Consider the following 25,476-nt stretch of genomic DNA (forward strand, 5'->3'; position numbering starts at 1 on the left):
ATAAAGAACCTCCCCGAACACCCGGGAAGGTTCTATATTCGTTACTTTTCCTTCAAGCCCGCGGATGCCAAGAAGGCGCGGAAAGCTTGCGCTCCCTGCTCCGTCCGTTTGAACACGCCGGCGTCCTTCAGCACGTCCAGGAATATATCCCCTGTCTCGGATCGCAGCAGCTCCCCCGCTTGCTCCGCGCTTAGGGAGGCGCCGTGCCGGGCAACCAGGCGTTCCGCCCACTCCGCATGCTTATGAAGAGGATGAGAGGCATCCCGAAGCGCTTCGACGCCATCCGCCGCTTCACCCGTCAAATACCCGGCGAGCTGCTCCAGCTCAGCCTTAAGCCGACCTGGAAGCACGGCGAGACCCATCACTTCGATCAGGCCGATGTTCTCTTTCTTGATATGATGCCGGTGCGCGTGAGGGTGGAAGATGCCGTCCGGATGCTCCTCGCTGGTGCGATTGTTGCGAAGCACGAGATCCAGCTCGTATTCGCCGTTATCCCGCAGCCTCGCGATCGGCGTTATCGTGTTATGAGGCACCTTGCTGCCGTCTTCACGAACCGTGTAAGATCTGACTTCGGCCGATTCGTCGCTGTATTCGCGCCATAGATCCAGGATGCGGCAAGCCGCCGCGTGCACGTCCTGCTTCGACGAGCCGTTCACCCGCAGCACGGTCATCGGCCATTCGACGATGCCGAACTTGACGCCGGGCAGGCGCTCGTCGACGAAGAACGCCTCGACAGGGGCGGTCTCCATCGGGAAGACGTGACGGCCCGCCTGGAAATGATCGTGACTCAGAATCGAACCGCCCACGATCGGCAGATCGGCGTTCGAGCCGATAAAGTAATGCGGGAACTGCTCGACGAAATCGAGCAGCCTCGCAAAGGAGTCGTGCGATACGACCATCGGCTCGTGCGCGGCTTTGAACACGATGCTGTGCTCGTTGTAATAGACATACGGCGAGTACTGGAAGAACCAGTCTTCTCCGCGCAGCCTGAGCGGGATGATCCGCAGGTTCTGCCGGGCGGGATGGTCGGCCCGGCCCGCGTATCCGACGTTGTCCGCGCATAGCGGGCACTTCGGATAACGGGCTTGCGGCAGCGTCTTCAGCAGCGCGATTTCTTTCGGATCCTTCTCCGGCTTCGACAAGTTGATCGTCATCTCGAGCTTGCCGTATGGCGTTCCGTGAAGCCAAATCAGGTTTTTCGAGATGCGGTCCATCCGGATATAGTTGCTGTCGATGCTGAGCCGGTACAACGCGTCGGTCGCGGAAGCAACGCCTCCCTGCTCGGACAGCCGGCGGAAATCCGCCGCCGTCTCCGACGGCCGGGGCATCAGCAGTCCCATGATGCGGGCGTCCAGCAAATCCCGGTAAGTGACGGTATTGTTCGGTATGAGACCGATGGAATAGCCATAATCCAGAAGCGGCTCCAGGAGCTCGACCGCGCTGTCCAGCTTCTCGTCCGGCGCGGCTGCCTCGCTTGGCTCCGAGAACCGGAACAAATCGAGAAGCGCGTTGCGCCCCGAAGGCAAATCCAGCTCCTGCAGCAACCCGCGCTGAAGCGCGAACTGCAGCAATCTTTCGATAGATATCAGCGCCTCTTCTGCCGTCGGCGCCGCCTGTTGATTCGTCGTCATCTCGTGCTGCTCCTCTCGCGAACTCTCTTTGACCCCAGCAAGTTAATCTTCATACCCGTTCGGGTGCGCGACATGCCAAGCCCAAGCGCTCTTAATAATATCCTCCAGCTTGTTGCGGCTTGGGTTCCAGCCCAGCTCCTTGCGCGCGCGCTCGGAGGATGCCACGAGCACGGCAGGATCGCCTGCGCGGCGCGGCTCGACGACGGCCGGGATCTCCTTGCCGGTCACTTCGCGCGCGATCTCGATGACTTCCTTCACGGAGAAGCCTTGACCGTTGCCAAGATTATATATCGCGCTGTCCGCGCCGGTACGCAGACGGTCTACCGCAAGAACGTGCGCGTCCGCCAGGTCGCTGACATGGATATAGTCGCGGATGCATGTGCCGTCCGCCGTATCGTAGTCATCGCCGAAGATGGAGATATGCGGACGCTTGCCAAGCGCCGTCTCCAGCACGATCGGCACCAGATGCGTCTCCGGATCGTGATCTTCGCCGATGCGGCCGCTCGCGTGAGCGCCAGCCGCGTTGAAGTAGCGGAGCGAAATATATTTGATGCCGTGCGCGACATCGAACCACTTCATCATTTTCTCCATGGCCAGCTTCGTCTCGCCGTATGCGTTCGTCGGCAAGGTGCGGTCGTATTCGTCGATCGGAATGTTCTCCGGCTCGCCGTAAGTGGCGGCCGTCGAGGAGAACACGATTTTGCCGACGCCGTGCTCGTTCATTTTCTCCAGCAGGCACAGCGTGCCGTAAACGTTATTGTGATAATATTTGCCGGGCAGCTTCATGCTCTCCCCGACCAGCGAGTTCGCCGCGAAATGAATGACCGCGTCAATCTTGTTCTCCTTGAACACCGTGTCCATGAATTCCGCGTCGCGCAGATCGCCTACATAAAGCTTGCCGCCGAGCAGCGCTTCCCGATGTCCTTGCTGCAAATTGTCGATAACCACGATTTCCTCGCCGCGCTCGAGCAGCGCCGCCGCCGTATGAGACCCGATATACCCCGCTCCGCCTGTTACCAATACCGCCATAATGGTTTCTCCTCCTAATAATTGAAAATAGTCTTTACTTGCCGTGAGCTAGCTTAACCGTTCCACGCCGTTGCCGATGCTGCATACGTAGAAGTCCGCCCGCAGTCCCGTCGCTTCGGTATACTGGCGTCCGACTTCCTCCTGGAACTGCTGGACGCTGTCCTCATGGACCAGCGATACGGTGCAGCCGCCGAAGCCCGCGCCCGTCATACGGGAGCCAAGCACGCCCGGCACCTGGCGGGCCGCGTTCACCATCGCGTCCAGCTCGTCTCCCGTTACCTCGTACAGATCGCGCAGCGAGTCGTGGGAGGCGTTCATCAGCTGGCCGAAGCCCGCGAGATCATTCGCCTTGAGCGCCTTGATCGATTGCAGGACGCGGTCGATTTCTTCTACGACGTGCTCCGCGCGCTTCCGCACGATCTCGTCCTTGATCAGGTGCTTCGAAGCATTGAACTGCTCCAGGCTCAACTGGCCCAGCAGCTCGAGATGCGGGTGCGCGGCGCGTAGCTCCCGCACGGCTTGTTCGCATTGGCTGCGGCGCAGATTGTACTCGGAATCGACCAGCCCCCTGCGCTTGTTCGTGTTGCCGATGACCAGCTTGTAGCTGCCGGACTCGAACGGCACGAGATCGTATTCGAGCGTGTCGCACATAAGCAGGATTGCATGGTCCTTCTTGCCGTTCGCGACCGCGAATTGGTCCATGATGCCGCATTGAACGCCGTTGAATTCATTTTCGGATTTCTGCGACAGCAGCGCGATCTTAACCGTGTCCGTCGGCAATCCTTCCATGTTCAGCAGAGCGTAGGCCGTCACGACCTCGATCGAAGCCGAGGAGGACAAGCCGGAGCCGTTCGGAATCTCCCCATGGTAGAGCAGGTCGTAGCCGCTGCCGAAGACGACGCCTTGGCTGAGCAGCTCGTGCACGATGCCCTTCGGATAATTCATCCAGTCATCCGCCTCGTCATACACGATCGAGTCGATGGAGAGCAGCTTGGACGCGGGGAAGTTCGTCGTCGCGAGTCCAAGCCCTCTATCCTCGCGCTTCCGGATCAGGAGCGTCGTGCCGAACGTCAGCGCCGCCGGGAACACGTAGCCGCCGTTATAATCCGTGTGCTCACCGATTAGATTGACGCGGCCCGGCGCATGGAATACGGCAATCTCCGCTTTCCCTTCTCCATAGTGCCGGGTAAATTGTTCTTTCAGTGCCGCAATGTCTGCCATATGATGCTCACATTCCTTTGCAAGTAGGATGGAATTCGTTGCCTCTTAGCTTTAGTATAGTGGATTCAGGCTGCCAGCGAAATGGCGGGAAGTGCCGACAATATGTACTTATGTGACTTCGGTGCTGAAAACTGGACTTTTGAACATGCATTTATAGCCAAGATTCAAACATGCTATGATGAGGGTAAGAACGATGAAACCTCGTTCTTAATCGCCTATGAAAGGGGAACAATCCGCATCATGGCTTACCCGCCCGAAACCTACAGCGTCGCCTCGAGCGCGGTTACCCCGCAGAGTGCCAGTCCGCGTCTGCATGTCCTCTTCTCCGGCGAAAGCCAGACGAAGCCTGGCCATCGGCTAGGACCGAAGGTGTACGAATTTCACCTCATGCATTTGGTTCTGTCCGGGCGAGGCGCGTTCACGCTGGAAGGCCAGCGCCGCGAGCTGGAAGCCGGCAGCACGTTCCTTATCAAGCCAGGCCAGCTTATTACGTACGAGTCGGACCAGGAGGAGCCTTGGCAATACCGCTGGGTCGCGTTCAAAGGAAGCGAATCCTCGGAGCTTGCGGGGCTGGCCGGGTTCGACTCCTCCGAAGGACAGATCGTGAAGCTCGCGGATTTCCGCCGAACGGCGGCGCTTTACCGGCGCATCTACTCCGTTCTGCGGGAAAGCCGCGACTCCGCCCCCATTCAAGCGGCGGCTTATCTGCAGCTCATCATGGCGGCTTACTGCGACGCGTCCGCCGGCGAGCGGCGATCGACTTTCGGGAGCGAACGCGACAACGAGCAGCTTCATCGGCGGATTATCCATTATTTATCGTCGCAATATACGCATCCTGTATCCATCGAGAGCATGGCGGAGTCGCTTGGCTATAATAGAGCCTATCTGTCCCGGGCCTTCAAGCAGAAGACCGGCCTCTCCCCGATCTCGTTCCTGCTCAAGCTTCGGCTGGACCGGGCCAAGCTGCTTCTGCGGGAACGTCCCGAGCTGACCGTCGAGCAAGTCGCCGCCTCGGTGGGCCTGCAGGACGCCCTTTACTTCTCCAAGCAATTCCGCAAGCAGCATGGGCTTTCGCCTACGGCATACCGCAAAGAAATGATTGGAGAACCCGGCGATTTTTGAACCAGGTGGACATACTAGCCAAGGTGGGGTGATCGCGTGAAAGAACTGCATACCGGACGAATGTATTGGCCGGAAACGGTTCGTAAGCCCATGCTCAACGATCCGTTAACCGATAACATTTCCGCTCAGATTGCCATACTGGGAGGCGGAATGTCAGGCGTGACGTGCGCGCACGCGTTCGCGGAGGCCGGCTTCGAGACGGTGCTCATCGAACAACGAAGTATTGCGGACGGCAGTACCTCCTCCAATACGGGCTTGCTGCAGTTCAGCAGCGACATCATGTTATGCGAGCTGAAGGAGCAGATTGGAGAGGCTCCCGCCGAGCGGTTCTACGGCAGCTCCAAAGAGGCGCTCGACCGAATAGCCCAGCTTGCCTCTCGATTGCCCGTCGACGTGGAATTCAAGCGGCGAAGCAGCCTGTACTTCGCTTCATCGGAGCAGGACCTGCCGAAGCTGCGCCGCGAGTACGAGGCGCTTCTCCATTGCGGGTTCGACGTGGAATATTGGTCCGCGGAAGAGATAGGACGGCATTTTCCTTTCCGCAAGCCGGGAGCGCTCGTCACGCATGCGGATGCGGAAATTAACCCGCTTAAGTTCGTGTTCGCTATGGCGGATGAGGCAACGGCGAACGGACTCCGCATTTTCGAGCAAACGGAAGTCGTTCGTCACGAGACGCTTACCGGAGCCCGGCACCGCCTTCACGCATCGAACGGCTGCACGATCGATGCCGAGTATGTCGTGTATGCCGTCGGTTACGAACCGGAAGCGCTTCGGGGCAAGCTTCGCAAAGCCGATTTGAACCGTTCCTATGTCATCGTCACGGACGGGCAATCCGACTTAAGCTCGTGGCATAACCGATTCCTGATATGGGAAACGGCCAGACCTTATCTGTACATGCGCACGACCCTCGACAACCGGATCATTATAGGCGGCTTGGACGAAGACCAAGAACAGCCCGTCCACAGCAGCCGAAAGCTGGCCGATAAAGGGGAGCAGCTGCTCGCCAGGTTCTCCTCCCTGTTCCCCGGAATCCGCGCGGAAATCGATTTCGCCTGGAACGCCACCTTCGGGGAATCGCTGGATCATTTGCCGTTCATCGGCGAGGATCCGGCTTGCCCCGGCGTCTATTATAACTTGGGCTATGGCGGCAACGGCTCCGTATGCTGCATGCTGGGAGCTCAAATTATTTTGGGGATGATCAAGGACAAGACTCCTCACCCCCTTCCTTTTATCGGAATGAGAGATTTCGCCGAGCAACGCTAAAAAAAGCTGACCGAATGAATCCCGCCATAGAAGCAGGACTCGTTCGGTCAGCTTTTTTGTTCCTTCGGTTTGCCGCGTCCCGGCTTAATCGCGAACAAGGCAATCAACGCGCCGCATATCGCAGTGCCCGTGAGCAGATAAAACAACAGCGTCTCCTTACCCCCAAGCGCCGAAGCCGTGAGCGGACCTGACGCCACCCCGATAAATCTCATGCTGCTATATAAAGCCGTAATCGTGCCTCGCTGCTTCTTTTCCACGCCTTCCGTAATGAGCGCGTCCAAGCTCGGCATCATGGCGCCGATGCCCGCTCCGCCCGCAAACATGATTACGATAAGAATGACAAGGCTCTTCGTATCGGCGATGGCGCAGACGAGCATGGAAGCCGCGGCAATGCCGCCCCCGATAACGGTAACCCATTTCATTCTCGGTTTATTCTCTCCCACCAGCTTGCCGCCCACGAAGGAGGACAAGCAGATGGCGCCGAGCGGAATAGCCAGAATCAAGCCTTTGCGAATACCTTCGATATGGTAATGATCCTCTAGAACGGAGGATAAATAGTACAGAAACGCGAACATGACGAACATCAGTATTCCGCCGATAATGAAAATGGCATACAGCCAGCGATTGTCCTTAAGCAGCTTTTTGACCGTGGACATAAACTGCTTCAAGCCGACCTTCTCTTCATCTTTATTCGGCGTCTTCACCAGAAACCACACAGCCGCGATCGAAATGGCCGACATGACCGGAATGGAGGCAAGAGGCATGTACCATACGATAAGAGCAAGCGCCGAGCCTAAAATCGGGCTGAGCACTTTGCCGAACGTATTCGAGGTTTCGATCATCCCGAGACCGCTGCTTACCTCTTCTTCGCTGCGGAACATATCGCCGACGAGAGGCAGCACAATCGGAAAGGCCCCCGCCGCGCCAATCCCTTGAATCAGCCGGCCGATTAGAATAACGGAATAAGCATGATCCTGCATCAGCCATGCGGCCAGCCACGAGACCGTGCCGCCAATCGCGGCTATTGCCATCCCGATCAGAATGACGAGCTTTCGCCCGAATCGGTCCGAGAGGTAGCCTGCAATAGGAATGCATAGGATCGATATCCCCGCGTACACCGTAATGATCAAGCTGGATTGAACGGAAGAAATGTTCAGCTTCTTCTTCATGAGGGGAAGAACCGGGATCAGCATAGAGTTGGCCAGCGTCATAATAAGAGGAATAGATGCCAACGCGGCTAAATCCAACTTTTTCTTTTCGCTTCCATGTTCGCTCACAGACGTTCTCCGTTCCAACTTTAGTGGAATCTCGGCATTCCGAATGATCCCCTTCATTAATTTGCTCACATCGCCGGAAGCTATGCTTAGTCAAAAATTACTGGTCATGAATGAAACAAGCGTGATTTCCCATAGCCTAATATATCGTGTCAGTGAAGTGGGGGGATCCGCATGGATGAGCAAGCATGGTTCGAGCATCGGTTCTGGCTGCAGATCGCGGGAGATCATTCCCGGTTTATCCGGAGCGCCCTGGCTCCGAAGGAGCAACGGGACATCGGGGTGGCCGAACAGTTCGTCGCTTTGTTCGACGAGCTGCTGGGAGCGGCCCGAAGCCGCAGTCTGCCGTTGCCGAGCTTAACGGCCAAAGCGTACGAGGCCGCCGCGCAGCTGCGCGCATTTAAGCTGAACCTGCTTGACCGGCGTTTGACGAATACGGTCGCAATCGCTTTTACGCCTACATTCCTCAATCATATGGTGAACGAGCTGGAGGAATATATCCGAATCCTAACCTCGTTGATGGGAGGAAAAGGCGTGCCGGCTTATCCTTCTTTGCATCATGATTTGTTATGGCTGTCCGACGCGTCCGGTCACGCGGCCGCCATCGCTGCGGAGCTGGACGCGGTCGAGAAGCGGCTGATCCGCAAGAGCCAGGCATTCGAACAGCATTTTAACGAGTTTTATTTGAAGGCAGTCGAGCTGACCGGTTACTTCCGTACATTGAAGGATCATTACCCCGTCCTGTCCAGGTTCCATGCGGACGTGAATATGGAAATGTCCGTCTTTATGAACTTCCTGAAAGAGCTGGAGGAGCTGGAGCTAAGCGACGAGCTGCTTAGCCGGATCGATCCGCTTATGCCGGACCATATGCTCCGGGAGGAATGCTACTACCTGCTGAAGCTGTCGCAGAGCGGCTCCGTGCCCCAGCCGGACTGTGATCCCGCTAAGCCAAGAATCCCTTCGTGAAAAAGGAGGAGCTTTAATGAACCCATCGGAACGCAACGCGGCCAGGCGACCGCTCGATGATGCCGTGTTCTCCGTATACGACGCGCCCAATGCCGGCCCCAATTCCGGGCCGCCAGCCATGGCCGACACCCATCTTAATCCGATCGTGCAGCCGGCCTTCGTACACGGCATGCCCGCCACCTGCACGCCCATCTATTCCGTGCCGGCCGTGCCCCAGCCTATGCAGTACATGACGGCCCTTGATCCGGTATTCGTCGATCATTTAAGCAGACACACCAACCGTACGGTTTCTTTGCAGACGACGGCGGGCATGCTGACGGGAATATTGTCCGGCGTGGCGGTCGATCATGTTCAACTGACCGTGGCCGAAGGAAGGGCCGTTCATGTCCGAATCGCGCAAATCGTATATTTCGAGGGACTGCCAATCGCCTATGTGTAAGCCGCCCTAGCGTTTAATGGCGGACATATTTGCCATGCCGCGGCACGGCGATCTCCTCGAATTCATTCGCCAGAATGGATAGCTGATCCTCAAGCAGCGGCCCCTGCATCGGTTTGCCGTGCCCCGTAATCGCATATCGGGGCCTCAGCGCTTGCAAGCGGCGCACGGATTGTCCGGCCAGGTCCCAATCCGTCGTCAAATATTTCGGGGGCCCGTTAATTTCTTGCTCCTGCGTAATGACTTTGTACAGCGACTCCTGCTTCACGGTGACGAAAGCGTCTCCCGCGATAAGGAAACGGTCCGCCTCACGGAATAACGAGATATGACCGGCCGTATGGCCGGGCGTATGAATCCACTGCCAGCCGGGCATGACGGGGATCGTTCCATCCCCGGGCAGCGGATGCGCGTATCGGCCGAGCTGAATCGGCTGGATCGGGAAAAAAGGAGACATTTTCGCCACCAAGCCGCTGTCGACGGAAGGGTCCTGCTCGGGATAGCTTTGTTTGCCGGTTATATAGGGCATCTCCAGCTCATGAACGTAAACCGGTACATCCCAATGCCGCACGAGCTCGATAATGGCTCCCACATGGTCGAAATGGCCGTGGGTAACGACAATGCCTTTGGGTTTGCTTCCTTCGCCGTAGCGCCTCTCCGCTTCCTCGATAATGCGGTCCGCCGACCCCGGCATACCGGCATCGACGAGCACCCAATCTTCCGATCCGGGACGCCCTACGAAACATAAATTCACGACTTGGACCGTGAGTGACGCTACATCATCGGTAACCTCGTGAAGCTCGCCGCTATCGACGGACGTGATGGGCAAGTAATGGTAGTCTTCTCCGTAAGACAATTGTTCCTGCATGTTCTTCCCCCTCTAATCTAGCTTCCATTCACAATTCGCGAAGCGCCGCAGCGGCGGAAAGCCGCTTCCGCAATGCCGAGCTTGGACAAGTCGGGACCTCCGTCCTTATCCAGCAGCGACTTGCTTTCGCTCGTCTCGACGATGAGCGCGATCGACCCGTTACGCAGCGCTTCCGAGCAGAGCTCGGTTTCCTTGGTATCCAGACCGAGCGAACGGAAGGGCTCGTCATGGTCATCGCCCAGGAAAGCGAATAGCGCGGCAAAAGCAAACCCGCCGTTCGCTCCCATGCCGCTGTATCCCGGCGCGCCATACGCGGCATAGGTTCCCGCCGCAACCGGGAAGCCGTAGCCGGACGAGGCCGCGAGTCCGATCGTGCCCGCTCCGTCCGTATGCGATTCCGTCTCTTCGAGCTCCCTGATCTCGTCGACATGCGTGTCCGTCTCCCGCTCGATCCGCCGGGAATGCTCCGAATCCTTCGCCAATATTTTCATTTCGCCGGCGACGAAGCCGGCTTGCTCCAGCTCCGCAACCGCTTGAATGACCTTCTGCTCATTGTCGAAAATCCCGATTTTTTTGGCCATTAGGCATCTCGCCCCTTTTCTTGTGGAAATATGCTTTCCGTTGGTATGCCCAATTCCCTGTACGCTCACTCCGTTTGTCGATTCGGGGGAGGTTTTGGCAAATTCCGTCTAAAAGGATGCGCGCAGGTTGTCTGTTCGGTTGGGTTCGGGGTATGATGTGGAGTAGATATGGCAGCAAACGGAAGGAGTCTCTTGCTATGATACATCGGATGCTTCGATATCCCGGGGGCTGGGAATGGCATGTTGTGCAGCAGGCAAAATCGCAGCCTACGGAGCAGAAGCCGCTGCCCAGCAGGAAATCCGCCGCAAGATCGGAAAACGCGGGAGCGCCCACGACCGTTAACAGGTTAAGCGCTCTAACGGAAGAGAAAGCCGCTCCGCCCGAAGACGAAGCGCTGGAGCTGAAGAAGCGATTCCCCGAATGCGCGGGCTGGGTGGACGAGTGTCTACATAGAAGAACGAATCATATATCGGTGGAGGATGCGCCCGATCTCGGCTCCCTGCTCAGCGGCACGCTGATGATCCAGGTGTCGGAGGATCAGTCCGACATGCAGCCTCTGCATTTCTGGCTGTCGGCCAAACGGCTCATCACGATGCATGAGGATATGCGCATCCCGCTGCGTCTGCAATACGGCGCCAATACGCACAAATACGAGGAGTGCGAGCTTGCGCCCGAAGCGTTCTTCGTTATGGTAGGCGTGCTGCTGGAGACGTTCCACACGGGTCTCGACGGCTTCGAGCGGCGGCTCGGCGAGCTGGAGTCCTCGATGCGCAGCGAGAATCGGACGGGCTTGCTAGACGTGATCATCGAGCGCCGGTACGACTTGCTGCATTGGAGCCATCTGTTCATCCCGATCAGGGAGCTGCATGTCGCCGCCCAGGAATCCTTTCCCGAACAACTGGCGGAGAGAGAAGCTTTCGTCCGCATCACGCACAAGCTGGAACGGATCGAAACGCTGCTCAAGCATTACGCTGTCGAAATCGATACGCTCATCTCCATGGACGATGCGATCTCGGGATTCCGCGGCAACGATATTATGAAGACGCTGACGATCTTCACTGTCTTGTGCTTGCCAGCCAGCGTGTTCGGAGCCCTGCTTGGAACCAATTTCGACAAGCTCCCCTTCAAGACGGAGCCGTGGGGCTTCTCGGCCTTGGTCACCGGCGTGGCCGTATTGACGGTCTTCATCTACATTTGGCTGTGGAAGAAAGGCTGGACCGGGGATTTATTGAACAAACGAGGCACGCCTGCCATGTTCGCCGGCAAGCAGGAGCAAGAAACCCGCTCCGCGCGGCATGGCAAGAGAAGCAAACGAACGGCTAAGCCATCAGGTGACGATAGCCCGTCGCCGGATCAGCCTCTTCTGCGTTCCCGCAGAAATCGCACGTAAAACGCGGCGGTTTCACGGGAACTTTTTTTTCGTCCGAACGACTCGAGCAACTTTTGAATATCCGCAGGTACCTAGCGAGCCCTGCCCACATACAATATTCCATTCATGTTGTATGGGAGGGATTGCGATGATTACGGTTGATGACCGATTGGCTCGAGGCACGGGGCCCGATATGGGAAGCGCTCTATTTTTGGCCGCGATATGCGGACAAACCTACGTTCAGTACAACAACAAAGAAGACGGCTTGTTCCTGGTGCCGCGTTCCTATCGTCTGGTTGGCGAGATTACGGCCAGCGCTTACGACAATAATCCGGAGCGGTTCGGCTTCGTGCTCGAATCGGACGCATGCGCCGTCCTCGCCTTTCGGGGTACCGGCTCCGCGGTCGATTGGGTGTCGGACTTCATCGCGCAGCAGACCCTCTACCGCCCCGTCCGAAATGCGGGACAGACGCATAAGGGATTCACGGACATCTACATGTCCGCCAGAGATCAAGTGCACGAGCTTCTACGACAGCTTCCCCTTGGCAAGCCGCTGTTCATTACCGGTCACAGCCTTGGCGGCGCGCTTGCTACGCTCGCCGCGCTCGATATCGCGATCAATACGTCTTTCCGGTCGCCGGTCGTATACACATTCGGCGCGCCGCGCGTCGGAGACCCCAAGTTCGTGCAAGCCTACAACTATACCGTGCCCACTCATTGGCGGTTCCAGAACGAATTCGACATCGTGCCTCATCTCCCGCCGCTCGTCTACCAGTCGCCGCATACCAAGGGTACCTACTTCTATCTGCACGTCAAAGGCGAAGTGCAGCGTACCTTCCGCATGGGATCGGTATCGGGCAATCACATTCTGTCCAGCTATTTTGCCGATCTGGCCAAAGAAAAGCCCGAAGACGCGGCCGCGATGTGCGCCGAGCCTCCGGGCTGGTGTCCCGAGGTAGATGTTCAGTTTTGATCGGTGCTGAAAACTGAACTTAAGCTGGCAGAACGTACAGCAGAATGGCGAAGAAGTGTACGATCGAGCCGCCGAGCACGAACAGATGCCACACGGCATGATGATAAGGGAAGCTCCGCCACATATAGAATATGGTCCCTGCCGTATACAGAATGCCTCCCGTTACGAGCAGCTGAATTCCGCCTGGCGCCAAATGCGTGGTCAGCGGCTTCCATGCGAACACAATAATCCAGCCCATCGCGATATACAGTATCGTCGACGTGAACAAATATTTGGACGCGAACATCGATTTGAAGATGACGCCGACGACCGCTACGCCCCACACAATGCCGAACAGCACCCAGCCAAGCGCCCCCTGCACGATGTGGAATAAGATCGGCGTATACGTACCCGCGATGAATACGTAGATAAACGAATGGTCAAGCGATTCGAACACCCGCTTGGCCTTTCCGACCGGAAAGCTATGGACAAGCGTCGACGCCAAATAAAGCAGCAGCATGGCCGAGCCGTAAATCGTAAAGCTTACGACATGCATGGCGGTTCCTTTGATCGACGCGAATACGATTAACAAAACAAGCGCCGCTATGCTAAGCAGCGCTCCGATTCCGTGCGTCACCGCGTTCGCGATTTCTTCGCCTTTCGAGAACGTATGCGTGTTAGCCATTCTCCATCAACTCCTTTGCAAGCTCCGATTCCTGAAGCTTACTTCCAGTCTAATGGATTACAGCCACCCTTTCAACCATTCCCGAACGCGGCCGATCGTTTTGTCCAGATTGCACACCGAATCCGTATCGATGTAAGGCGCGGTATTCCGGAAGTAGTGCGCATGGCCGCCAAGCGTCGGAATGCCTTCGACATATCCAGGCGCGTATTTGAACCGATTCCACCTCGGGATGGAACGTCCCGTCCGGATCCATCCGCCCCAGCTGCCGATCCGGCTGATCGGGTCGTTCAGCTTGCCCCAGCTGTCGATCGAATGGAAGTAGCTGACCCTCTCTCTCATGCTCGGATCGATCGGCGTTCGCGGAGAGCCAACCTGCACGACCCGGAAATCGTTCATGATCCCGGCTTCGGCCAGCATTTTCGCGGCTTGGTATGCCGCGGCCCCGCCGCCGCTGTGGCCGATGAGCAAAGCTCTCTCGCCCTTAACCGTATCCTTGATTTGCTGCCATACCTGCCGGCCCCCGATTCTTCCCGCCCGCATCCGGTTGGACAGATCGGTTTTGACCTCTAGTACCTGCTTAATCAGATTTCGGCTCGCGTCGCCATAAGGGAACAACACATGAATATTCGGATCTATGCCTTCGGACCTCAGCTGTTCCTCCAGCCGGTCTTTGCAGGCATTGAAGGAACATGTCGTTGTTTTCACTCCGGCCAGCAAAAAAACTTGTAAAGTCGACGGTTTTACTGCCATTGCGATTCCCTCCCATTGTTTTCTCGCCGCGCGGCGAAAACGTTGCGTTATCCTCATTATGCGGGGTACCGGGCCAATTCATTCCCGGCGGCGCCTGACATTTGCGACCAAGCCTCCCGTTTCCAGCCGCCGCATTGGCTATATCCTATTCAATTCTGGGCGCATATGACAATCTTACCCGCAAACGACGTTATCGAAAAAAGGAACGCCGAACCGCGATCCGCGGCCGGCGTTCCATCCTCTTCAGCTAGCTATAAACGTTAGACACCCATCTTTTTGCGCTGATTGTTAACCTTCTTTGTGTTCTGGCTCTTCAGCTCCTGGGTCCCGGTCGAAAAATGCTGTTGTCCCGGCTTCCCGCCGTTCCCGCCTTGCTTCTTCTGGGCAAGCAGCTGCTTAGCGCGTTCCGCTTGGGTAAGCGGCTTCTTCTGTTCGGCAGCATCGTTTTTTTCGTTCGACGACATAAGGTTCACCTCGCTTCATACTCCACATCATCCCTATTCTACTACACTTATATAACGGGTAAAAGAGCCTTTCGACAGTCTCGCCCGATCTTTCACGCGGAATGCCGCCTTGGACAAGAGGCCGTCCATCTCCTCCGTCGCGACGATGACCGCGCGGGCCGCCATTCTCCGGACGGCAAGCAGCATGCGTGAAGCTTCCTCTTCCGGCAGCACCGAGCATAAATTGTAGGGCAAATCGACTATCGCGGCATCATATTCGCCCGTCTCTTCCCTCATGTCGCCGAGACGAACGACGTCCGGATAGCCGAAGTGGGCCAGATTGACGCGAGCTCCCCGCGCCGCCATCGGATTTCGGTCTATCCCCTTAATCGGAAATCCCATCGACAACGCCTCGATCAGCACCGTCCCCATGCCGCAGCATGGATCGATCATGCTGAAGGCTGGCGGATTCGCTTCGCCCGCCGCAATGTTGACGATCGCTCTCGCCGCACGCGTGGGGAGAGCGGTCGAATAATTTTGCGGCTTGCTCTGATGCTTCAGCCAAAGCTTGCCGCCTTCCGCGCAGGTGCCGAACAGCCACCGGCCTCTATATGACATTAGGCCGAAGAGCCGGTCCGGATTCCGCATATCGGCCGTGCCGCGAAGCTTTGAGCCGGCAAGCCTCTCCAGCTCGCGCTGCTCGCCGTAAGAAGAAACCTTATGCTCTCCTTGCCCCTGCGTATACAGCACCTTGAACGAACGACCTTCGAGCTCGATCCCCGGCAGCATCTCCAGCAAGCCGGGAAGCGTATCGGCTTCCGCGATCACATCCAGACGGCGCTTGAAGAAGGGACTTCGGTCAACGTTCGGAAGGCCAAGCGAATCTCCTTCCACGACGGCTAGGCCATCGCCGATGGACGCTCTTGCGCCAAGCATCGACCGAAGCTCGAGCGCGCACAGCTCCGCTTCTTCTTCATGCCTGACGTAGGCATAAACGACTTTATTCGTCTCCGTCATCTTCTTCCTTCTTGTCGACAGGAGCACCGGCGAAAGCCCGCTTAAGCGGATCCGATTGATAGGATGCTTCGAATCCTTCTTCAGACGGCGTCAATTCGGCAATCCGCTTCTCCAGCGATTTGACCGTGCGCTGAAGCCGGAATATACGCAGCATGCCGAACAATCCAACCGTCAATCCCCCGAGCAGAGTGGATACCAGTATAACGAGAATAAGCGGAGTCGTCGTCTTCGCGAACAGGAAATTAACCTGTACCTGTTCCACGTTAATAACGGCGAATACGGCAATGACAAGCGCAAACGCGAAAGCGGATATAAGCATGCCTTGGCCCTTCATCGATGATGCACACCCTTTCCTAGAATTGCTCCCGGCTCTTTAGAACCCTCGCTCGTAGGGAACAGGCACAAAGGAGCGGAAATTGCCGCCCGTCGCTTCGATCGCGCGGATCGCCCAATGCGGATCGCGAAGCAGCCCTCTTGCGACCGCAACCATGTCGGCTTTGCCGTCCTTCAGAACGCCCGCCGCGACCTTAGGATCCTCCAGGATTCCGACGGCGATGACCGGAACGCCAAGCGCCTCCTTTACCGCTTCCGCCGCGTGAACCTGATACCCGGGCTCGACGGTCGGCCTGCGCGACGGGCTTGGCGCGCCGTCGCCGCCCGAGGAAATATGGAATACGTCGACTCCGGCATCTCTGTAAGCGCGGCAAAGCTCGATGCCCTGAGCCAGATCGTAGCCGCCCTCTGCATATTCCAAGGCGGATATGCGGAATAACAAAGGCATGCCTTCCGGCATATGCTTCTTCACCTGCCCGATCACTTCGCGGCCGAACAACGTCAAATCTTGACCGTATTCGTCCTGTCTTTTGTTCGCTTTCGGCGAGTGGAACTGATGAAGCAAATAGCCGTGGGCGCCATGTAGCTCGATCGTATCGAAGCCCGCTTCGACCGCTCTTCTGGCGGCCTCGCCGAATTTGACGACCATTCCTTTGACTTCCTCGGTGCTGAGCGCGCGAGGCGTCTTGTACTTCTCGTCGAATGCGATGGCCGATGGCGCCACAGGCGTCTCCGCATCTTGCGCCTTGCGGCCCGCATGCGCGATTTGAATGCCGATCTTGGCCCCATGGCGGTGGGCTGCGTCAACGATGCGCTTCAAGGCCGGAATCTGCTCATCGGACCAAAGTCCGAGGCAATTATCCGTAATTCGGCCATCCGGCTCGACGTTGGTCATCTCCACGATGATCAGGCCGACTCCGCCTATGGCGCGGGACGTATAATGAACGAAATGCCAGTCGGTTGCGATACCGTCACGACGCTCCACGCTGTATTGGCACATCGGCGCCATGACCGTACGGTTGCGGAGCGTTAAATCTTTGATCGAAAACGGCGTATCCAGTTGAATCGTCATGCTTATTCCCTCCTCGAAACTCTTTACGTAAATGTACCATACCTTGGCAATCGCCACCACTCGGGGAGGGAGGCAGCCATCCTGCCAGCGATATCGGGCACAAAAAAAGATCTCTAGCAAGTAGAGATCTTCGGATTAGGCGGTACGGAAAGAGCTTCCCGCTGCCGCGACTTCGCAGCCTGTATAGTCATGCAGCCTGCCTCGATATACAAGCTCTAGCTGCGGATTGGTCTGCAAGTCTCCGGGCGTAACCAGCAGCGGCGATTTGTCGACCAGACTCATGCCGCTTCTCTCGAACAGCGTGGCGACGAATTGGGAGCAGAAATACGCATAACGGCGTTCCCACTCGATATTGAAGACGACGCCGAGCATGCCGACGAGATTATATTTGTACAAATCCGAATATTGCTCGAAATGTTGAATTTGGGCGCGGATGCTGTTGTACGTCGCTTGGCTCACTCTGCAGCGGTAAAGGGCGCACATCGAATCCTCAAAAAATTCGCCCCGCACGTTCTCTCTCACGAATCCGGCGAAGAACGGGTTGCTCGGATTTTTCCGCCCGAAGCTGTACACCTCGTTCAAATCGTCGTCGAACGCAATCGAAGCGTGATTGAGAGGATCCTTCGTAAAGGATCTTATGATCTTGGTTAAGACGGTTCCGGTGTCCGTCAGGAGAACATATATATCTTTATCTCTGTTCATGTCTACACGACCTCCACATAGAAGAACTCTATCAGGTATTAACTTTAAGCCAGGTCACGAGAGAAATTAACCTGCTTAGGTAATAGACGACCCCTCGACTTTAGTCCAGTTATGCAAGCGCCCCATGAGAGAGAAAATGTGTACATTTTTTGAACGGTAATTAATCCTTCTTCATTCTAAAGGATTTTTTAGCTTTCCTCAACAGGCTGCGCTCAAAAGTTTTTTTCTTGTTTTAACAAGATTTGAAAAGAACGGCTCTGACCATGATATAGTAGGAAAGGATGAATGTCTACTATATTTAGATAGGGCATGGTGAACGGAAGCATGTTATGGTATGAAAACTATCGAACGAGAATAGAACGCGTCTTCCAAACGGCGCTCTCCCGTATTGGCGAATTCCCTCCCCCATTGCATAGAATCGGACAAACTTACGCCTTGAAATTCGATCCCACGGAGGATGATGGCGGTGGCAAGGATTACATCTGCTCGCTGCTCCCCTACTGGATGCAAGAATCAACCGGTATTTCGGACGAGCAGTGCGAAAGACTGGCGCTTGCCAATATATATGGCATGCTCTACTTTTTTATTCAAGACGATGTGATGGACAACGCGAAGCCGGAGAAGTGGAAGGGACAGCTGGCCCTGGCCAATCTGCTTCAGACGGAGATGCTTGGCGTCTTCCGCGGGCTCTTCCCGTCCGACAGCCCGTTCTGGAGCTACTATGACAAGTACGTGACAACGTGGGCGGATTGCGTCATGAACGAAGCGGAGCTGGATTATTTCACGAACGATCCGATCCGGACCGCCGGCAAGGCAGGCCCGGTCAAGCTTTCGAGCACGGGCGCTTGTCTGCTGGCAGGAATGCACGCTTCTATTCCGGCTGTCGAGGAAGCCGTGGACCTTACGCTCATGACGCTGCAGATGCTGGACGACTGGGCCGATTGGCGCGAGGATCTCGCGGTAGGAAGCTATAACGGACTGCTGGCCCATTGCGCCCGATTGTCGGAGCTCCCTTCCCTCTCTTCCTTGACGGAAGAAAGGATGGAGACGCAAATTTACGTGCTGGGTTGTATGAATGCCTATGCCGATATTGCACGCAGCAATCACGAGAGGCTGCTTTCATTGCCCGAAGCTGCTCCTGATCTCCTCGATTATCACGCTTATATGGCGGACGGCTTGGCGCGGATCGCCGAAGCCATTGAATCGCGCAAGCGCATGCTGATGGGCGGCGGAATTAATTTATGGCCGGGAACGTAATGAATGCTTGCGTTCCTTTCCCCATCTCGCTTTTGTAGGCAATCCTTCCATCCATAGCCTCAATGATTCGGAACGTGACCATCAGCCCGAGTCCCGTGCCTTTTGTTTTCTGGGAATAATACGGCTCGCCTAATCTCTCCAAAGCCTCCGGTTCCATACCTTCCCCGTTATCCTCGATGCAAATGACGATTTTATTCTGATCTTCCGATTTCTCAGCCTGGATCGAAATATTCCCGTTCTCGCCCAGCGCCTCGACGCTGTTTTTAACCACATTGATGATGGCTTGTTTCAGCTTCGAGGAATTCCCTCTAATCCATAAATCCTGTTGAACCGACAGGGATAACTGGCCTCCCTGCGTGGTGACGAGCGGCAATACAATGGCTTTTAATTGATGGAGCTCTTCGAATAAATTCAGTTGGGACAGCTTCTCCATGCCCGGCTTCGCAAAGGTAAGAAAATCCGTAATGATGTCGGAAGCCCGGTCCAACTCGTCCATCGCCAATACCATATAGGTTTTATCTTGCTCGTGGCTCGTCCGATCCCGCAGCAATTGGAGGAAGCCTCTTGTAACCTGGAGAGGATTTCTTACTTCATGCGCCACGGATGCCGCAAGCTGGCTGATCATCTCGATTTTCTCGGACCGCTGAAGCTCATTATTGAACACTTCCAACTGCTTGGAGTAGATAAGCACCTGCCTGTAATTTTCCGTTACCTTCATCACAAGCATGACGAATAACGAAATGATAAACGCGATGATGCCGAATTTCCAATACGTGAGCTTATACGCCCCGCCGCTTGCGAAATACCAAATGACTTCCGCGATGCAAATGGTAACAAGCGTGCTAAAGCCTGCTGCCAGAGCTATCGCTTTCCTGTTCTTCTGCATGCAATAACGAATGAGGAGCACAACCATTGCCAGCATGCTTCCCAGCGCCGACACGGCAAACAATACCGGACCGGCCAGCAAATAAAGCTGCTTGATTGTATCGGACGCAAAACCGGACAAGAAAAGAAGCATGGATCCTATCGCGATATAGACATGGGCTTTTCTTAATAAGCGTATGAAGCCTTTCGGACCTTTCCCGAAAATCTGCTCGAAGAAATAAAACAAGGCCGGCAGAAGAACGGAAGAAGCAATATCAAACGAATAATACGTGAGATAGCCAATGGACGGCAAGAAGTTATGGATAAAAGGCGAATACGCGATTTCCATGACGCCGATCGACAGAATGGACAAGCTGAGCGAATTCCATTCCGGGAACAATCCTTTGTTCAGGAAAAACGCGCTCGATGTCATAAACAATGCGATTAACATAAGCGCTAAACCAAGAACCAGATCAAAAAGATGGCTTCCGAACATTTGCTTGGAAAGCCGCGGGTATTCCCCTAAATAAAGGACATCCTGCTGGCCTAATCTTTCGGAAGCGGAAACAAGCTTGATATAAAGAAAGGATGATGACGCCTCCTGGGCGAGCGGCACTAACAAGTGATTGCGGTCGTATGGATAGTCGCGCGTCGAATCCATGACTATCTGACTATTTACGTACACGGTCACGTCTCTCGCCGTTAATTCCTCGCTGTATAACGCCGGACTCGCTTGCGTCAGCGCCGGCAGCTCAACCTTCATCCATGCCGACTTCACGCCACCAGGCAGCTCCGGAGGCTCCCCCGCCCGCACGCGGAACCAGCCTGAGCTATCCTGCAAGGAGCTTACCTCCTCGATCGTCAGCTCCTCGCCTGGCTGCTCCCACATCATTTGCCATTCCGTTATTTCGTCTTCGGAAGCCGGTCCTCTATCGGCCCTCGCCTCCGCAGGCGGCAAAAGAAACGCCGATAGGAGCAAGGCTAGCATAATCAAGAAGGGAACTCGCATGGACGTTCGGATCACTAGTAACACCTCCAGGGAAGATAATGGTAGAAAAGTTGTAGATATTGTCGAATTATGATGGTAGTATTAGGCGTGTGTTCCTATATGATTTGGGAGGATGGTTCTAATGTCTAGCACTCAAGAGCTAAGAGATCAGATTATTCAGAAAGCATGGACCGACCCGGAATTCAAGAAGCAGCTGCTCTCGAACCCGGAATCGGCGATTAAAGACGCTTTCGGCGTAGATATTCCGAAAGGCTATAAGTTGAAAGTATTGGAAGAGACCGAGGATACCTACTACTTAGTGCTTCCGCAAAGCCCCGTTGCGAAGGCGGATCTTACGGCCGAGAGTGACGACTCCAATCCGAGATGGGTTTAATATACATGAAACCGGCGTGACACTACGCCGGTTTCTGTTATTTTGGGCTGCAGGCTTACATAGCCTGAGGTATTCGTATACAAACCTCCGTCCCCATTCCTTTGGTGCTGCTAAAAGCAATCTCGCCGTTCATAGATTCAATGATGCGGTATGTCACCATAAGTCCAAGTCCGGTACCCTTGGTTTTCTTGGAGTAATAAGGCTCTCCAAGCCGTTGCAAATCTTCGTTGTCTATGCCTTCCCCGTTATCCCTTATTACGATAATGATCGTATTTAACTCCTTCTCCTTTGCTACGGCTATTTCCACTTCGCCATTTTCCCCAAGCGCCTCGATGCTGTTCTTAATAATATTGATAAGCGCCTGCTTGAACCTGGAGGAGTTTCCGCGCACGTACAAATTTTTCTCGCCTTGTATTTTTAGGATGCCGCCTTGCATGGTCGCTAAGGGAGAGAGGATCGCAACAATTTGTTGTACCTCCTCGATCGTATCCAATTTAACGAGCCCGTTCTGATCCGGCTTCGCGAAGGTTAAGAAATCCGTTATGATTTCGGATGCCCGATCGAGCTCATTAATCGCCAAAGACATGTAATCCTTAGCTTTGTTATCGCTGGCTTTTTCCCCCAGCAGCTGCAGGAAGCCACGGGTCACTTGGAGAGGATTTCGAACTTCATGCGCGATGGACGCGGCCAAATGACTGATGAGCTCGATTTTCTCCGACCGTTGCAGTTGGTTATTAAAAATTTCAATCTGCTTCGAGTATTGAAGGGCTTGCTTATAGCCCGACATCACCTTTCGAACCAGAAGAATGACTAAGGAAGCCAAGAAAAAGAGAACGCCAAACTTCCAGAAAACCAACTTATACATGCTGGCCGTCGCAAAATAAATAGCGATTTCAATCATTCCTATACCGGCAAATAGGCCAATTCCCGCTAGCATGATAATCGCTTCTCTATTTTTTCTCCTCAGCTCATAGAACAGGGACGCAAGAATTAGAATATTCCCTACAACGATCGAAAAAACAAAAAACAAGAAGCTAGCGTCTCCTGCTAGATCGTCAATCCATTCGGAATAGGGCTTGAGCAAAAGCAGCGCGATTAGAATGGTTGCGCCTGCAATTTGGATGTTACGGAAAATGCGTATAAGCCCGAACGGCCCTCGGCCAAATATTTTTTCGAAGAAAAAGAAAAGCGACAGCATGAGCAGCCTGCTGGCCAAGTCAAATAAATCAATGAAGAGCTGTCCATACTCGGGGAAATACTTGTCCAAAAACGCCGAATAAGTCAATATCATGACTCCGACGGACAGCATAACCATAAACAAGGAATTCCAGCCCGGCTGGAAAGCGCGATTTAAGAAGAGCACGCTCGCCATCATGAAGAAAGCGATGAAGATTAAGGAGCTTCCCAAGATAAGGTCGTCCAGATCCCTAATGATGTATTGCTTGCTGAAATCATCGTATTCCCCAATAACCGGCGCTTGATAAAAGCCTAGCTGGTTGAGTCCTGTGCTAAGCTTCAAATAAAGGTCCTTCGACGATTCCGATCGGCCAAGCGGCAGCAATATTTCGTTACGCTGGTACACGTAGTCTCTATAGCGCTCGTAAACGATGTTTCCGTCCAAATAGATGACGACGTCGTAGGCGAACAGCTGGTTCATATCGAGCGCCGGCCGCATCTGCGTCAGCTCCGGCAGCTTCAGCTTGATCCACGCCGACCGCACGTCGGGAGGCGGCTCCGGGTAGTCCCCGCCAGCCTGCACGCTGAGCCAGCCCTGCCCGTCCGGCAAGGAGCTTACCTGCTCGATATTCAGTTCCTCTCCGGGCTGCTCCCATAGCATTTGCCATTCCTTGATCGCCATTTCGGACTGAGCCGCTTCCTTGGCGCTGGCCGCCTGGGGCAGCAGCGCGACGAGGACCAGAAGCATCGCGGGCATAAGCCATGCAAAAACGCGCCTAAATGCTTGGTTCATGTATAACACCTCAACCCGATCTATTCTATCGATCTTCAATATCGATTATCTACTAAAATTCGACAATCTTCTGCAAATTTTTCTTATCCCTATTTTCCTCTATTTGACTGTTAATCGCAACTATAGGAATGAAGGATTTGCAAAAAAATAACCTGCGATCACCCTCTCTTATAAGAGGCTGAAAATCGCAGGTTAGTTGCAAAATATGTCGAAATTATACGAGCTTGCGTCGAATGGTAACCTTCCGCAGCATGGAGAAGTTCAAAGCTAACATCATCGCGGCGATGGCCAGCGTCAGGATCAGCTCGAGCCACGGAGCCAAGGAAGGAGAGTGGAACGAATACGACATGAACCGGATCAGGCTTCCCGACTCGACGATCGCCTCCATCAGAATAATCGGAAGGAGCGCCAAGAGACAGATAATGGTGCCGATACGCCAGTCATGCCGGTAAAATCCGTTGCCGATCATACAGCCCGCCAAACAGTAACCGAAGCACAGGACAAAGAACTCGAGCGAGCTCTCCAACAACGGAGGCTGATTCAACGATCCGCTCCCGCCCGTCATGTCGTAGATTAGACGTTCAATCGGAAAACCAGCAGCGGTGAGGATTGCGCAAACGAGCGACAAGCCGGCGAGCATCAGCGTGCTGCCCCATACGAAATGTTTCCTCGTGATGCCAAACGACACATAAGAAGCTAGCGATATTGGGGTCACTAAGATGCCGATGACAAACAAAAAGATTTTCGGGGAGTAGACGCTGCCCGCCCAGATGCCTTCGCTCCACATATCCGAGTCCACTTCGCCAAGATGGAGAAGCAGGAAGTTAATTCCTAAAAAAACAACCACGAAGATAGCCCAGAACCAGATAAGCGTCATGCGGTAAGATGACCATAAGCTTCCGGCTACTTTGAGCGCGGAATGTTTGTTTGGCGTATTCATGAAGCGCTCCCTCCTCTTTTGGTTAAATGAACGAACAAATCCTGCAGCGGCACCGGACCGAGCTCCAGACCCTCCGCGCGCGCCCTGCTGGCTCTCTCCGGCCCAAGCTCGCCGTAAGCGGTTATAGACTTGATCCCGCCGAGCTGCTGCTCGCCAAGCACGTTCAGCCCGAGCTTAAATTCGTCGATCTTGGCGGCTGGTCCCGTCACGGACACGCCGTGTTCGCGCAGCAATTCCGTCTCCTTGTGCAACAGCAGCTTGCCTTGATCCAGGATAAGCACTTCCTCGAACAGATTGCTTACCTCCTCGATCAAGTGGGTCGACAGAATGAACGTGCGCGGCTGCTCCATATAATCCTTAAGCAGCTCTTCATAGAAAGCGTACCGCGAAGGAGCGTCCATTCCGAGGTAAGCCTCATCGAAAATCGTAACCGGGGCCCGGCTCGCGAGGCCGATCGTCACGCCAAGGGCCGATTTCATCCCCCTGGACAACTCGGAGATCCGTTTCTTCAGCGGCAGCCCGAACAATTCGATTAGCCTGTCGGCGTACGGGGAATCCCAATACGGCATGCATAGGGCAGCAAGCTTCAGCCCATCCTTCACCGAATATCCATCCGACAGATGGCCGTTCTCTTGAATAAAACAAACCTGGCTCGTCACGGCCGCGTTCTCGAACGGCGCTTCGCCGCCGATCCGAACCTCCCCTTCCGCTTGCGGCTGGAAGGAGGCCAGCACGGACAGCAAGCTCGTTTTGCCCGAGCCGTTGCGCCCGAGCAAACCATAAATTTTGCCGCCTTCCAGATGGAACGATATGCGGTCGACGGCCGTCGTCTTCCCGTAACGGACGGTTACATCTTTCACCTCGATGCTAAGCGTCATGACTGCTGCCCCTTTCTCTTCTCGATATGCTTCATAATATCCGCCAGAGGGACCCCGATTCGATCCGCCTCTTCCACCATCGGTTCCACCACTTCCTCGAAGAAACGTTCTCTTCGCGCCTGCAGCAGCTTATCCCTCGCCTCCATGCTCACGAACATGCCGATTCCCCTCTTCTTGTACAGAATGCCTTCCTCGGTCAATAGCTGGAAGCCCTTCGCCGCCGTCGCCGGATTTATCCGGTAGAACGCCGCGTACTGGTTGGTCGACATGACCTGCTGCTCCTCCTTCAGCTCGCCGCTTACGATATCGTTTTTGATCTGATCCGCGATCTGCTGATAAATGGGGCTCCGCTCGTCAAACACATCATCACCTCGTTGCTTGTTTGGTTCATTACTTATGTAACTAACCATACAACTATTACTTGGCAACGTCAAGCCCATTTTCCATTTTTTAAACAAAAAACGTTCACGTCCC

26 protein-coding genes are annotated in these 25,476 nt (G+C 55.0%); 8 read left to right on the forward strand and 18 right to left on the reverse strand.

The window, feature by feature from the left end; genetic code table 11:
- Positions 1-41: 41 nt before the first annotated feature.
- The 3 genes from NQZ67_RS06105 to NQZ67_RS06115 are packed head-to-tail and all read right to left on the reverse strand — an operon-like array spanning position 42 to position 3,881.
- Positions 42-1,631, reverse strand: coding sequence for a UDP-glucose--hexose-1-phosphate uridylyltransferase (locus NQZ67_RS06105; protein WP_257443748.1), 1,590 nt, complete (start codon positions 1,629-1,631; stop codon positions 42-44).
- Between the two features lie 42 nt (positions 1,632-1,673).
- A complete protein-coding gene (gene galE / locus NQZ67_RS06110) occupies positions 1,674-2,660 on the reverse strand; it encodes a UDP-glucose 4-epimerase GalE (RefSeq protein WP_257443750.1) in 987 nt (328 codons plus the stop codon).
- Positions 2,661-2,708: 48 nt separating this feature from the next.
- Complete coding sequence (locus NQZ67_RS06115; RefSeq protein WP_257443751.1) at positions 2,709-3,881, reverse strand: galactokinase; 1,173 nt, start codon at positions 3,879-3,881, stop codon at positions 2,709-2,711.
- Positions 3,882-4,121: 240 nt separating this feature from the next.
- Between NQZ67_RS06115 and NQZ67_RS06120 the strand changes: the two genes are divergently transcribed.
- Both NQZ67_RS06120 and NQZ67_RS06125 read left to right on the forward strand, forming a co-directional pair.
- Positions 4,122-5,003, forward strand: coding sequence for an AraC family transcriptional regulator (locus tag NQZ67_RS06120; RefSeq protein ID WP_257443753.1), 882 nt, complete (start codon positions 4,122-4,124; stop codon positions 5,001-5,003).
- A 36-nt stretch (positions 5,004-5,039) separates the two neighbouring features.
- A complete protein-coding gene (locus NQZ67_RS06125) occupies positions 5,040-6,266 on the forward strand; it encodes an NAD(P)/FAD-dependent oxidoreductase (RefSeq protein ID WP_257443755.1) in 1,227 nt (408 codons plus the stop codon).
- A 47-nt stretch (positions 6,267-6,313) separates the two neighbouring features.
- On the opposite strand, the gene NQZ67_RS06130 is transcribed toward NQZ67_RS06125, so the two are convergent.
- Positions 6,314-7,543, reverse strand: a complete 1,230-nt coding sequence (locus NQZ67_RS06130; protein ID WP_257443757.1) for an MFS transporter — start codon at positions 7,541-7,543, stop codon at positions 6,314-6,316.
- A gap of 171 nt (positions 7,544-7,714) precedes the next feature.
- On the opposite strand from NQZ67_RS06130, the gene NQZ67_RS06135 reads away from it, so the two are divergent.
- The gene (locus NQZ67_RS06135) at positions 7,715-8,506 is read left to right on the forward strand and encodes a DUF2935 domain-containing protein (protein ID WP_257443759.1); all 792 of its coding nucleotides are present in this window, start codon (positions 7,715-7,717) and stop codon (positions 8,504-8,506) included.
- Positions 8,507-8,522: 16 nt separating this feature from the next.
- Positions 8,523-8,945 carry a DUF2642 domain-containing protein gene (locus NQZ67_RS06140; RefSeq protein ID WP_257443761.1) on the forward strand — a complete coding sequence of 141 codons (423 nt, stop codon included), beginning with the start codon at positions 8,523-8,525 and terminating at the stop codon, positions 8,943-8,945.
- Positions 8,946-8,958: 13 nt separating this feature from the next.
- Here NQZ67_RS06140 and NQZ67_RS06145 read toward each other — a convergent pair whose 3' ends face one another.
- Positions 8,959-9,807 (reverse strand): MBL fold metallo-hydrolase, encoded by an 849-nt coding sequence (locus NQZ67_RS06145; protein ID WP_257443763.1) that lies wholly within the window; start codon positions 9,805-9,807, stop codon positions 8,959-8,961.
- Between the two features lie 17 nt (positions 9,808-9,824).
- Positions 9,825-10,388 carry a general stress protein gene (locus NQZ67_RS06150; protein WP_257443764.1) on the reverse strand — a complete coding sequence of 188 codons (564 nt, stop codon included), beginning with the start codon at positions 10,386-10,388 and terminating at the stop codon, positions 9,825-9,827.
- A 197-nt stretch (positions 10,389-10,585) separates the two neighbouring features.
- Here NQZ67_RS06150 and NQZ67_RS06155 point away from each other — a divergent pair, with 197 nt between their 5' ends.
- Together NQZ67_RS06155 and NQZ67_RS06160 are read left to right on the forward strand one after the other, a co-directional pair.
- On the forward strand, positions 10,586-11,779 hold the full coding sequence (locus NQZ67_RS06155) for a magnesium transporter CorA family protein (protein WP_257443767.1): 1,194 nt from the start codon (positions 10,586-10,588) through the stop codon (positions 11,777-11,779).
- Between the two features lie 127 nt (positions 11,780-11,906).
- On the forward strand, positions 11,907-12,731 hold the full coding sequence (locus tag NQZ67_RS06160) for a lipase family protein (RefSeq protein ID WP_257443770.1): 825 nt from the start codon (positions 11,907-11,909) through the stop codon (positions 12,729-12,731).
- Between the two features lie 19 nt (positions 12,732-12,750).
- Here NQZ67_RS06160 and trhA read toward each other — a convergent pair whose 3' ends face one another.
- The 7 genes from trhA to NQZ67_RS06195 form a co-directional block, all read right to left on the reverse strand.
- Entirely contained in the window at positions 12,751-13,395 is a 645-nt protein-coding gene (trhA, locus tag NQZ67_RS06165; RefSeq protein WP_257443771.1) for a PAQR family membrane homeostasis protein TrhA, read from the reverse strand.
- 57 nt (positions 13,396-13,452) lie between these two features.
- Complete coding sequence (locus NQZ67_RS06170) at positions 13,453-14,145, reverse strand: lipase family protein (RefSeq protein ID WP_257443774.1); 693 nt, start codon at positions 14,143-14,145, stop codon at positions 13,453-13,455.
- Positions 14,146-14,405: 260 nt separating this feature from the next.
- Positions 14,406-14,609 carry a hypothetical protein gene (locus NQZ67_RS06175; protein WP_257443775.1) on the reverse strand — a complete coding sequence of 68 codons (204 nt, stop codon included), beginning with the start codon at positions 14,607-14,609 and terminating at the stop codon, positions 14,406-14,408.
- 33 nt (positions 14,610-14,642) lie between these two features.
- Positions 14,643-15,605: a TRM11 family SAM-dependent methyltransferase gene (locus tag NQZ67_RS06180; RefSeq protein WP_257443776.1), complete on the reverse strand. Its 963-nt coding sequence runs from the start codon at positions 15,603-15,605 to the stop codon at positions 14,643-14,645.
- Positions 15,589-15,939 carry a LapA family protein gene (locus NQZ67_RS06185; protein WP_257443777.1) on the reverse strand — a complete coding sequence of 117 codons (351 nt, stop codon included), beginning with the start codon at positions 15,937-15,939 and terminating at the stop codon, positions 15,589-15,591. Before NQZ67_RS06185 ends, NQZ67_RS06180 begins: the two co-directional genes overlap by 17 nt.
- A 39-nt stretch (positions 15,940-15,978) precedes the next feature.
- The gene (locus NQZ67_RS06190; protein WP_257443778.1) at positions 15,979-17,010 is read right to left on the reverse strand and encodes an NADH:flavin oxidoreductase/NADH oxidase; all 1,032 of its coding nucleotides are present in this window, start codon (positions 17,008-17,010) and stop codon (positions 15,979-15,981) included.
- A 135-nt stretch (positions 17,011-17,145) separates the two neighbouring features.
- The gene (locus NQZ67_RS06195) at positions 17,146-17,712 is read right to left on the reverse strand and encodes a C40 family peptidase (RefSeq protein WP_257443779.1); all 567 of its coding nucleotides are present in this window, start codon (positions 17,710-17,712) and stop codon (positions 17,146-17,148) included.
- Between the two features lie 324 nt (positions 17,713-18,036).
- On the opposite strand from NQZ67_RS06195, the gene NQZ67_RS06200 reads away from it, so the two are divergent.
- Positions 18,037-18,969, forward strand: a complete 933-nt coding sequence (locus NQZ67_RS06200; RefSeq protein WP_257443780.1) for a hypothetical protein — start codon at positions 18,037-18,039, stop codon at positions 18,967-18,969.
- Here NQZ67_RS06200 and NQZ67_RS06205 read toward each other — a convergent pair.
- The gene (locus NQZ67_RS06205) at positions 18,947-20,857 is read right to left on the reverse strand and encodes an ATP-binding protein (RefSeq protein ID WP_257443781.1); all 1,911 of its coding nucleotides are present in this window, start codon (positions 20,855-20,857) and stop codon (positions 18,947-18,949) included. The genes NQZ67_RS06200 and NQZ67_RS06205 overlap by 23 nt on opposite strands.
- Before the next feature lie 106 nt (positions 20,858-20,963).
- On the opposite strand from NQZ67_RS06205, the gene NQZ67_RS06210 reads away from it, so the two are divergent.
- A complete protein-coding gene (locus NQZ67_RS06210) occupies positions 20,964-21,215 on the forward strand; it encodes an NHLP leader peptide family RiPP precursor (RefSeq protein ID WP_257443783.1) in 252 nt (83 codons plus the stop codon).
- A 55-nt stretch (positions 21,216-21,270) separates the two neighbouring features.
- Here NQZ67_RS06210 and NQZ67_RS06215 read toward each other — a convergent pair whose 3' ends face one another.
- From NQZ67_RS06215 to NQZ67_RS06230, 4 genes are all read right to left on the reverse strand, one after another.
- Entirely contained in the window at positions 21,271-23,184 is a 1,914-nt protein-coding gene (locus NQZ67_RS06215; RefSeq protein WP_257443784.1) for an ATP-binding protein, read from the reverse strand.
- A 214-nt stretch (positions 23,185-23,398) separates the two neighbouring features.
- Entirely contained in the window at positions 23,399-24,124 is a 726-nt protein-coding gene (locus tag NQZ67_RS06220; protein WP_257443785.1) for a hypothetical protein, read from the reverse strand.
- Positions 24,121-25,002, reverse strand: a complete 882-nt coding sequence (locus NQZ67_RS06225) for an ATP-binding cassette domain-containing protein (protein WP_257443788.1) — start codon at positions 25,000-25,002, stop codon at positions 24,121-24,123. The genes NQZ67_RS06220 and NQZ67_RS06225 overlap by 4 nt, the downstream gene beginning before the upstream one ends.
- Complete coding sequence (locus NQZ67_RS06230) at positions 24,999-25,364, reverse strand: GntR family transcriptional regulator (RefSeq protein ID WP_371825273.1); 366 nt, start codon at positions 25,362-25,364, stop codon at positions 24,999-25,001. Before NQZ67_RS06230 ends, NQZ67_RS06225 begins: the two co-directional genes overlap by 4 nt.
- Between the last annotated feature and the right edge of the window lie 112 nt (positions 25,365-25,476).

Source organism: Paenibacillus soyae (genome assembly GCF_024623455.1).
GTDB classification, from domain to species: domain Bacteria; phylum Bacillota; class Bacilli; order Paenibacillales; family Paenibacillaceae; genus Pristimantibacillus; species Pristimantibacillus soyae.

Coding starts and splice junctions, on each gene's coding strand:
- NQZ67_RS06105 (WP_257443748.1), bottom strand. CDS start 1,631: ATGACGACGAATCAACAGGCGGCGCCGACGGCAGAAGAGGCGCTGATA.
- galE (WP_257443750.1), bottom strand. CDS start 2,660: ATGGCGGTATTGGTAACAGGCGGAGCGGGGTATATCGGGTCTCATACG.
- NQZ67_RS06115 (WP_257443751.1), bottom strand. CDS start 3,881: ATGGCAGACATTGCGGCACTGAAAGAACAATTTACCCGGCACTATGGA.
- NQZ67_RS06120 (WP_257443753.1), top strand. CDS start 4,122: ATGGCTTACCCGCCCGAAACCTACAGCGTCGCCTCGAGCGCGGTTACC.
- NQZ67_RS06135 (WP_257443759.1), top strand. CDS start 7,715: ATGGATGAGCAAGCATGGTTCGAGCATCGGTTCTGGCTGCAGATCGCG.
- NQZ67_RS06140 (WP_257443761.1), top strand. CDS start 8,523: ATGAACCCATCGGAACGCAACGCGGCCAGGCGACCGCTCGATGATGCC.
- NQZ67_RS06145 (WP_257443763.1), bottom strand. CDS start 9,807: ATGCAGGAACAATTGTCTTACGGAGAAGACTACCATTACTTGCCCATC.
- NQZ67_RS06150 (WP_257443764.1), bottom strand. CDS start 10,388: ATGGCCAAAAAAATCGGGATTTTCGACAATGAGCAGAAGGTCATTCAA.
- NQZ67_RS06155 (WP_257443767.1), top strand. CDS start 10,586: ATGATACATCGGATGCTTCGATATCCCGGGGGCTGGGAATGGCATGTT.
- NQZ67_RS06160 (WP_257443770.1), top strand. CDS start 11,907: ATGATTACGGTTGATGACCGATTGGCTCGAGGCACGGGGCCCGATATG.
- trhA (WP_257443771.1), bottom strand. CDS start 13,395: ATGGCTAACACGCATACGTTCTCGAAAGGCGAAGAAATCGCGAACGCG.
- NQZ67_RS06170 (WP_257443774.1), bottom strand. CDS start 14,145: ATGGCAGTAAAACCGTCGACTTTACAAGTTTTTTTGCTGGCCGGAGTG.
- NQZ67_RS06175 (WP_257443775.1), bottom strand. CDS start 14,609: ATGTCGTCGAACGAAAAAAACGATGCTGCCGAACAGAAGAAGCCGCTT.
- NQZ67_RS06180 (WP_257443776.1), bottom strand. CDS start 15,605: ATGACGGAGACGAATAAAGTCGTTTATGCCTACGTCAGGCATGAAGAA.
- NQZ67_RS06185 (WP_257443777.1), bottom strand. CDS start 15,939: ATGAAGGGCCAAGGCATGCTTATATCCGCTTTCGCGTTTGCGCTTGTC.
- NQZ67_RS06190 (WP_257443778.1), bottom strand. CDS start 17,010: ATGACGATTCAACTGGATACGCCGTTTTCGATCAAAGATTTAACGCTC.
- NQZ67_RS06195 (WP_257443779.1), bottom strand. CDS start 17,712: ATGAACAGAGATAAAGATATATATGTTCTCCTGACGGACACCGGAACC.
- NQZ67_RS06200 (WP_257443780.1), top strand. CDS start 18,037: ATGTTATGGTATGAAAACTATCGAACGAGAATAGAACGCGTCTTCCAA.
- NQZ67_RS06210 (WP_257443783.1), top strand. CDS start 20,964: ATGTCTAGCACTCAAGAGCTAAGAGATCAGATTATTCAGAAAGCATGG.
- NQZ67_RS06215 (WP_257443784.1), bottom strand. CDS start 23,184: ATGAACCAAGCATTTAGGCGCGTTTTTGCATGGCTTATGCCCGCGATG.
- NQZ67_RS06220 (WP_257443785.1), bottom strand. CDS start 24,124: ATGAATACGCCAAACAAACATTCCGCGCTCAAAGTAGCCGGAAGCTTA.
- NQZ67_RS06225 (WP_257443788.1), bottom strand. CDS start 25,002: ATGACGCTTAGCATCGAGGTGAAAGATGTAACCGTCCGTTACGGGAAG.